At 39.8% G+C, this 8,405-nt stretch carries 10 protein-coding genes; 4 read left to right on the forward strand and 6 right to left on the reverse strand.

Going from position 1 to position 8,405, the window contains the following annotated elements; all coding sequences use genetic code 11:
- Positions 1-94: 94 nt before the first annotated feature.
- Positions 95-2,341 (forward strand): ribonucleoside-diphosphate reductase subunit alpha, encoded by a 2,247-nt coding sequence (locus ML543_RS04195; RefSeq protein ID WP_243385878.1) that lies wholly within the window; start codon positions 95-97, stop codon positions 2,339-2,341.
- A 20-nt stretch (positions 2,342-2,361) separates the two neighbouring features.
- A complete protein-coding gene (locus tag ML543_RS04200) occupies positions 2,362-3,408 on the forward strand; it encodes a ribonucleotide-diphosphate reductase subunit beta (RefSeq protein ID WP_243385879.1) in 1,047 nt (348 codons plus the stop codon).
- Positions 3,409-3,611: 203 nt separating this feature from the next.
- Here the strand turns inward: ML543_RS04200 and ML543_RS04205 are convergent, their stop codons facing one another.
- The 6 genes from ML543_RS04205 to ML543_RS04230 form a co-directional block, all read right to left on the reverse strand.
- On the reverse strand, positions 3,612-4,823 hold the full coding sequence (locus ML543_RS04205; RefSeq protein WP_243385880.1) for an HD-GYP domain-containing protein: 1,212 nt from the start codon (positions 4,821-4,823) through the stop codon (positions 3,612-3,614).
- Between the two features lie 427 nt (positions 4,824-5,250).
- A complete protein-coding gene (locus ML543_RS04210) occupies positions 5,251-5,364 on the reverse strand; it encodes a YhdX family protein (protein WP_243385881.1) in 114 nt (37 codons plus the stop codon).
- Positions 5,365-5,499: 135 nt separating this feature from the next.
- Positions 5,500-5,862 carry a fluoride efflux transporter CrcB gene (gene crcB / locus ML543_RS04215; protein WP_243385882.1) on the reverse strand — a complete coding sequence of 121 codons (363 nt, stop codon included), beginning with the start codon at positions 5,860-5,862 and terminating at the stop codon, positions 5,500-5,502.
- Positions 5,859-6,233, reverse strand: a complete 375-nt coding sequence (gene crcB / locus ML543_RS04220; RefSeq protein WP_243385883.1) for a fluoride efflux transporter CrcB — start codon at positions 6,231-6,233, stop codon at positions 5,859-5,861. The genes crcB (ML543_RS04215) and crcB (ML543_RS04220) overlap by 4 nt, the downstream gene beginning before the upstream one ends.
- Before the next feature lie 11 nt (positions 6,234-6,244).
- Positions 6,245-7,135, reverse strand: coding sequence for a cation diffusion facilitator family transporter (locus ML543_RS04225; protein ID WP_243385884.1), 891 nt, complete (start codon positions 7,133-7,135; stop codon positions 6,245-6,247).
- A 10-nt stretch (positions 7,136-7,145) separates the two neighbouring features.
- Positions 7,146-7,454 carry an ArsR/SmtB family transcription factor gene (locus tag ML543_RS04230; protein ID WP_243385885.1) on the reverse strand — a complete coding sequence of 103 codons (309 nt, stop codon included), beginning with the start codon at positions 7,452-7,454 and terminating at the stop codon, positions 7,146-7,148.
- A gap of 245 nt (positions 7,455-7,699) precedes the next feature.
- Between ML543_RS04230 and ML543_RS04235 the strand changes: the two genes are divergently transcribed.
- Complete coding sequence (locus ML543_RS04235; RefSeq protein ID WP_243385064.1) at positions 7,700-7,996, forward strand: transposase; 297 nt, start codon at positions 7,700-7,702, stop codon at positions 7,994-7,996.
- A gap of 8 nt (positions 7,997-8,004) precedes the next feature.
- The coding region (locus ML543_RS04240) for an IS3 family transposase (protein ID WP_243385063.1) at positions 8,005-8,405 on the forward strand (401 nt) is incomplete at its 3' end.

The raw sequence follows: 8,405 nt of genomic DNA on the forward strand, positions 1-8,405 counted from the left end.
TCTTTTTATCTCAGTTGTCTCTCCTTTTATATCATCGTTTGATCCACTCATCCCGTAGAAGAGTGGATTTTATTTTTTAAGGAGGACGAGCACAGTGAAAACGACCCTTTTACCTCAGTCGGAAATTAACACTCAACAACTAATCAACGATTTACAATCAATCAGTCAGACCATATCTGGTATTGAGATTGATTCGTATATTGAGAGAGTAACAGATTCCTTACAATACCATCAATACGACTCAAAAGAAAAACTCTTCAATTTCTTAATTCTCGAAGCACTAAGCCACATATCCGAAACGGAACCGAATTGGACGTACTTCGCAGCGAAACTATATTTACAGAAGCTTTACGCTGAAGCAAGTGAAAATCGCCAATACGAAACGAAGGAATACGGAGACTTTTATTCTCTCCTTATGACTTTAACGGCAAAAGGAATTTATCATAAAGACCTCCTCTCTCTTTATTCCAAAGAGGAGATTGATGAAATAGGTTCTTGGATTGACCCGAATAAGGATGAGCTCTTTACTTATATCGGACTTAAAACACTAGCTGATCGCTATTTAGCACGCGACTATGATAAACGCACATTTGAGCTACCGCAAGAACGCTTTATGATTATTGCGATGACGCTGATGAAAAACGAACCAAAAGACCGTCGATTAGCGCTCATAAAAGAAGCTTATTGGGCACTAAGTCATCTTTATATGACTGTTGCTACCCCAACATTAGCGAATGCAGGGAAGTCGGTTGGCCAGCTATCAAGCTGCTTTATCGATACGATTGATGATAGTTTACAAGGAATCTTTGATAGTAATACCGATATTGCGAATCTATCGAAAAATGGCGGTGGAATCGGCGTCTACTTGGGGAAAATTAGAAGTCGAGGCAGTGATATTCGCGGTTATAAAGGCGTTTCTTCCGGTGTCATTCCGTGGATGAAGCAACTCAACAATACGGCGGTTAGCGTCGACCAACTCGGACAGAGAAAAGGAGCAATCGCTGTTTACTTAGATGTATGGCATAAAGACATATTTTCGTTCTTAGATGCGAAATTAAATAACGGAGATGAACGTCTACGTACACACGATATTTTTACCGGCGTATGCATTCCAGACCTCTTTATGGAGAAAGTCGAAGTGCGAGAAGATTGGTATTTATTCGATCCACACGAAGTACGTAAAGTTATGGGCTTTGATTTAGAAGACTTTTTTGACGAGCAAGTTGGAGAAGGTTCTTTCCGTCAAAAATACGAACAATGTGTAAACCACCCTCATTTATCTAAGCAAGTTGTTCCAGCGATAGAAATTATGAAGCGCATTATGATTAGTCAGCTTGAAGCAGGAACACCATTTATGTTTTATCGCGATGAAGTAAATCGCCAAAACGCCAATAAGCATGCTGGTATGATTTATTGCAGTAATTTATGTACTGAAATTACCCAAAATCAAAGTGCCACAACCGTCGAAGAACAATTTACGCAAGATGGGAAAATCATCATTGTGAAAAAACCAGGTGATTTCGTCGTATGTAACTTATCATCCATTAATTTAGCACGGGCTGTTCCCGACCAAGTGTTAAAGCGACTCATCTCGATTCAAGTTCGCATGCTTGATAATGTGATCGACTTAAATAACATCCCGGTCTTACAAGCAAAGCTAACGAATGAAAAATATCGTGCCATCGGACTTGGAACTTTCGGCATGCATCACCTACTCGCATTGAAACAAATTAAATGGGAAAGCGATGAAGCAGTAGAATTCGTTGACCGTTTGTATGAAGAAATTGCTTACCATACCATCCGAGCAAGCCTTGAACTCGCACAAGAAAAAGGTTCGTACCCGCTCTTTGAAGGATCAGAATGGCAAACGGGAGAATATTTCAAAAAGCGTGGCTATACCGATTCAAAATGGACCGAATTACGAGAAGAAGTTGAAGAACATGGGATTCGAAACGGGTATTTAATGGCGGTTGCCCCAAACGCATCCACTTCTCTCATTGCTGGAAGTACCGCAAGCATTGACCCAATATTCCAAAAAGTCTATGCGGAAGAAAAGAAGGATTACAAAATTCCAGTTACAGCGCCAGACTTAAGTCCAGAGACGACTTGGTTCTATAAATCGGCCTATTTCATCGACCAAACGTGGAGCTTAAAGCAAAACGCTGTTCGTCAAAAACATATTGATCAGTCCATTTCCTTCAACTTTTACGTATTAAATACTGTAAAAGCTAAAGAATTACTCAACCTCCATATAACAGCATGGAAATTACGCTTAAAAACAACATACTATGTACGTTCAACATCAAGCGACATTATCGAATGTGATTCTTGCGCAAGCTAATGGGACGAGGAGGACAAACCATGAACGGAAATGAATTAAAAAAGAGAGAAATTATGGACCGAACGGCACCGAATCGTTCAACGGCTATTATTAACGGTTCGTGTTCAAACGTATTAAACTGGGATGACGTCGCCTATCCATGGGCGTATCCGAAATATAAACGGATGCTTGCTAACTTTTGGACACCGTTTGAAATCAATATGTCCCAAGATATTAAACAATTCCCAGAGCTAACAGAAGAAGAGCAAAATGCTTTTTTAAAAATCATCGGACTACTCGCCTTACTTGATAGCATCCAGACAGACTATGCGGGAAAAGTCGCTGACTATATTACCGATTCTAGTATTAACGCACTCATGATCATTTTAGCGCAACAGGAAGTCATTCATAACCATTCCTATTCTTACGTGCTTTCAAGTCTTGTGCCTAAAAGCGTTCAAGACGAAGTCTTTGAATATTGGCGAAATGAACCGGTCTTACAAAAGCGAAATGAATTTGTGACAAACGGATACAAAGAATTTGCCGAAAATCCAAATGTAGAAAACTTGTTGAAGTCGATTGTATTTGACGTCATTTTAGAGGGGCTATTCTTTTACTCTGGCTTCGCCTTCTTTTACAATTTGGCTAGGAACCAAAAAATGGTCGCATCAAGCACAATGATTAACTATATTAACCGCGATGAGCAGCTCCATGTTGATTTATTCGTCAAAATTTATCAAGAAGTTTTGAAGCAATATCCGGAATACGATACACCTGAACTCGCACAATTCGTTCAAAGCACATTTGTAAAAGCCGCCGAGCTTGAAATCGAGTGGGCGCATCAAATTTTAGGAAACAAAATGGAAGGCCTATCGTTAAAAGACGTAGAACACTATATTAAATTTTACGCCAATGTCCGCTGTCACCAACTTGGTTACGAACGACCATTTGATGGCTACCGTTCCAATCCGTTAAAATGGATCAAAGCATACGAAGAAGTGGACCTTGGAAAGTCAGATTTCTTCGAACAAAAATCCCGTCAATACACGAAAGTCAATCATGTTGATAACGGGTTTGATGAGTTGTAAGATCCGGCCAGAAAGCTCAGAGATTGTCCCTCTGAGCTTTTACTCGTATTCTTTATTTTTTTCGTCCCCTAGCGTCAAGTCGCTCCACTACATAGAGTAAACGAACGTATTCTATCAACAATCTTTTTAAAAAAGCCTACCAAACTCCCATTATCTTTCCAATCGCATAAAAAATCGAGTATCATAGCCAACACTCGATTTCCTCATTCACCAGACGTCTTTTCATGTGGTTGTTCCTCTTTTTTTCGTACTAATCTATCGTAATAAATCCGCCGCCATTTTTCCTTTACTTGTTCGGTTAGTTGGATAATAGCAGGGTCAAATTGCGTCCCCTTCCCTTTTCGCAAACGTTCAAATGCTTCGTCAAATCCGAGTGCTGAACGATACGGTCGACAGGATGTCATCGCATCAAAAGCGTCAACAACCGCGACTATTCGCCCATCCAGTGGAATCTCCTCCCCTTTTAAGTGAAAAGGATAACCTTTTCCGTCCCATCGCTCATGGTGATAGAGAATTCCATCGTTTAAGTGGATCAGCTCCTCCATCTGCCCAATCATTTTCGACCCTTCAATCGGATGCTTCGCCATGATAGCAAATTCCTCACTAGTTAACTTTTTTTGTGAGGTTAAGATGGTTTCTGGAATTTGAATTTTTCCGATATCATGTAACAACGCTGCCAAGCGAAGCCGTTTTAAATCTTCTTCTTCAAACGCATGATGTACCTTTCCAATTTCAAGTGCATATAAGCTGACCCGCTCACTATGACCTCTTGTGTACGCATCTTTTCCCTCTACAGACAAAACAAAGCTTTTCACGATTTGATCGATCATGCGCTCAAGCGAAACAACTTGAATCGTGGCCTGCTCTTTATATAGTTGATTCATTTTTCTCAATAAAAGAATGCTAAAGGAAGTAATAATGATATACAGTAATAATCGACTATAAATATCGCTTGTTGTTACCAATTCTTGATGATGAGGATGAAGATAAAACGATGACAAGTTAAATAATAAGATGAACCCAATTAATGAAAAGAGAATTTGTTGAACCGGTCTCCCATATAAACTCGTAATAATCGGAATGAGTAAAAAATAAGTCCAAGATTCGTGGAAATTTAATGCGAAGTATAAAAAACAGATCGATTTCACCATAAACATATTAACGATAAGGGCCATCAGCCGTGGGGAAAACACTTGAAAGAAGCAGACCCCGAAAATCATAATCCAAATGACTAGCATCCACGCTAATAACATGACTTCTGCCTTTGGATACGGAATATTCAACCGTTGTGCCGCTATATTCCACCCAATACTAATCGTAATAAATATTAACGAAATGAGTATAATTTGATGATTTAAGCGTCGTGTATGCTCGGTCATTAAATCATATAACTGCTTCATTTTTTTAGATTCCATATACATACACCCTTAAGAAAAATGATGTGCTCTTAATTTTGTAAGAGCACTTTAGGAGCTACACAATATGCTAAAATTTTCTTTCCATTCCATTATATTCATAAGACCTTCGTATATTCTGACGAGCATCTAAGGGGACTTATGTATAGCTTGACACAGTGTTATAGTTAAGCATTGTTTGTAATTAAGAAAAGCGCAAAGCGCAAGTCCTTAGGCGAAGGGTGCTGGAGAACCTGCGAGGAGGCTTCCGTCGCCACAGCAGAGCCGAAGCAACCCGAGCTGATGGCGCTTGGAGCTATACACCAAAAAAACGCTAAAGAGAATACTTTAACACTTTATTGAACTTAAACTAAAAAAAAGAGACAGTTTTCACCTGTCTCCATTCCCGTTAAGCCTAAAAGGGCGAGTGTTGCATAATCCATTTCCTCTATTCGGATTCCTTGGATTCTTCATCGTTTTGCTGAATTAGAGTCGCTTCATACATTTCAAGTTCCATTTCTTTCTTAATACGCTCTTCAACTCTAACTCTACCTCTTCCCATTTTCTCGCCTCCTTTATGGCTATTATAAATTTTCTAACTATTTTGTAAATAAACCAAAAGCACTAATTACAACAATGGAAGCGTTTTCCTCGCCATTAATTGTATTCACCCTGCACACATTCATGACAAGAAATTTTAACTCCCTAAAGATCGCCCAAGCACAATCCCCATAAACGCTACCCCAATTCCTGTTACGTTCGTTAAAAGAAAGTAAATGGCCGCTACTTTTCTCTCACCATTTTCCCAAAGCTTCAACCCTTCTAATTGAAAAGTGGAAAAAGTTGTAAATGACCCGAGAAAACCTGTCGTCACCATCAATGCAATTTTCCCTTCTAGTCCACTCCCCACAATCAAACCGAGAAGAAAAGAACCGATTACATTTACGATAAACGTCGCAGCTGGAAACGAAGAAGTCATAAAGGTGGCAAACAAGCGGCTCACACCATATCGACAGATTGCTCCGAAAAAAGCACCTAGCGCAATCCACAATCCCATCATATCAACTTCCTCCTTCCAACCTTGTAGCCTACATACGTCAAAAAGGCCCCACCGAATAAGCTGATAACACAATATAAGAAAGCTAGCCCAAGCATATTCTGCTCTACTAATTCAACCAACTCTACACTGAAGGTTGAAAAAGTCGTAAATGAGCCGATCATTCCCGTTCCAACCCCTAACATGAGTGGAGATGTCTTTCCTTGATGAACAAACCATTTCGTCGTCAAGAAGGCTAACAAAAAGCTCCCCACTAAGTTGACGACGATTGTCCCAAGTGGGAATGGAGCCGTCATTTGAGAAAATGTAACACTTACAGCGTATCGAAGAAGCGCTCCTATGACCCCACCGAGTCCAACAGCTACGTAATTCAACTTCATCCTCCTTATACCATGCACGCTGCATGCTCTATTTCTTCTGTTTCAACTTGAATGGTCACATGTTCTAAATGAAATTTATCTTTTAATGTAACGATAGCTTCTTGTAAAATTCGTTCATGTTGAGACGAATCTTGTATCTGAATGTGACAGCTTAAAGCATCAAATCCCGATGTAATCGTCCAAATATGTAAATCATGGACATTTACAACCCCATCAATCCCCGCTAATGTTTCGTTCACTTCGTTTTGGTCGATTGGTGACCCCTCCATTAAAATGTGAATCGATTGCTTTAATACTCCCCAAGCACTTCTTAAAATGAGGAGCGATACGACGACAGAAATCATTGGATCGGCTAAATACCATTCAAATCGTAACATCAAGACTCCAGCTATGATAGCACCAACTGACCCGAGTGCATCTCCCAACACATGCAAATACGCACTTTTCATGTTCACATTATGTTTCACATCGCCTTCTTTCATTAAAAACCATGCGCTCATTAGATTGGCGAAAAGACCGATTACTGCAATCATAATCATCGTTCCACTCGATACAGTAGGTGGCGATACAAATCGCTCATACGCTTCAAACAAAATGAAGCCGGAAATGAGAAATAGTGTTATACCATTTAATAATGCGGCTAATATTTCAAATCGATAATACCCATACGTTTTCATGGGTGATGCCGACCGAGTAGCAAACCACAAAGCTAGGAAGCTAAGAAATAAAGAGCTAGCATCGTTCAACATATGACCGGCATCCGACAGTAACGCCAAGCTATTCGTCACAAGTCCTCCGATAAACTCAACTACCATGACGCCAAGTGTAATAAGTAGAGCTATGAGCAAGCCTTTTCGATTTCCTTCTCGTACATTATGGTGATGATGATGTCCCATCGTCTCCCTCCTATTCATGCTCAATATGATTGATCACTTGCTTTAAGATAGATACGACATGCTCATCGTCATACGTGTAATAAAATGAATTTCCTTCACGACGATATTTCACCAATCGTAAGTTCCGCAAAAAGCTTAGCTGATGCGAAACTGCTGATTGCGTTAACCCTAATACCTCTGCGATATGATTTACAGAACATTCTTCTTGTGACAGCAAATACAACATTCTTATTCGAGTCGGATCACCAAGTGCTTTAAAAATACGCGAAGCCTCCTCCACCGTCTCCTCTGCTAAAAACGAATGCTCTTCTCGATTCATCACCGTTCCTCCTATCTTTCAAAACAACTATATGAACATATGCTCATATACATGATAATAAAAAATGAAGAACCTGTCAAAGAATAGACCCAAAATAAAACGACTCTAACCAACTGGTAGGAGTCGTTTGTTAAAACCTCTTCTCTAACTTTATTAAGAAGCGCTTTAGAGGTTGATATGATCCCCTTATAGTAGACAGAAAAAAGAAAGCGAATTAATCTGTCTATTATGGAGGGGATTTTTTTATGGGAAAAATACGAAAAACCTATGATGTAAAGTTTAAAAAGAAAGCTGTGGATTTATATTTAAAAGAGGGCATTGGCTATGTAACGGTGGCGAAAGAACTAGGGATTCATCATTCCATGGTACAGCGATGGGTGAAACACTATGAACAGGAAGGAATGAAAGGGCTGGAGGAAAAGCGAGGAAAGGCCAAAGGACCAGGCAAAGGAAGACCGAGAACTCGTCCAGAAGATCCTGAAACGAAAATCAAACGCCTTGAGGCGGAAGTAGAGATGCTAAAAAAGCTCTTAAAGATGTGAAAGGGGGAATGGAAACCGTACCAACTCACAAGAAGTTCGCCATCATTCATGAAATGGCTGGTAACCATATTTCTATTCAAGAATTATGTAAGATTGCAGGCGTGTCTCGAAGTGGATATTACAAGTGGGTAAAACGGCAGAAGCACCCTTCTCAGAAGCAATTAGAAGACGAGCAGTTAAAGATAAAAATCGAGAAGTGCCATAAAAAACTGAAAGGAATTTACGGGTATCGAAGAGTTAAAGTCTGGCTTAAGAGAAAATACAAACTGAATATCAACCATAAACGAGTACAAAGGTTGATGAGAGAGATGGGAATTTGTGCGGTGATTCGGAAGAAACGACCTTATTACGGGAAGAAAGAGCCTTATGTCATTTCGGATAATCATCTAAACAGGGAGTTTCACGCGTC

It is taken from the genome of Bacillus kexueae (genome assembly GCF_022809095.1).
Lineage (GTDB): Bacteria > Bacillota > Bacilli > Bacillales > Aeribacillaceae > Bacillus_BZ > Bacillus_BZ kexueae.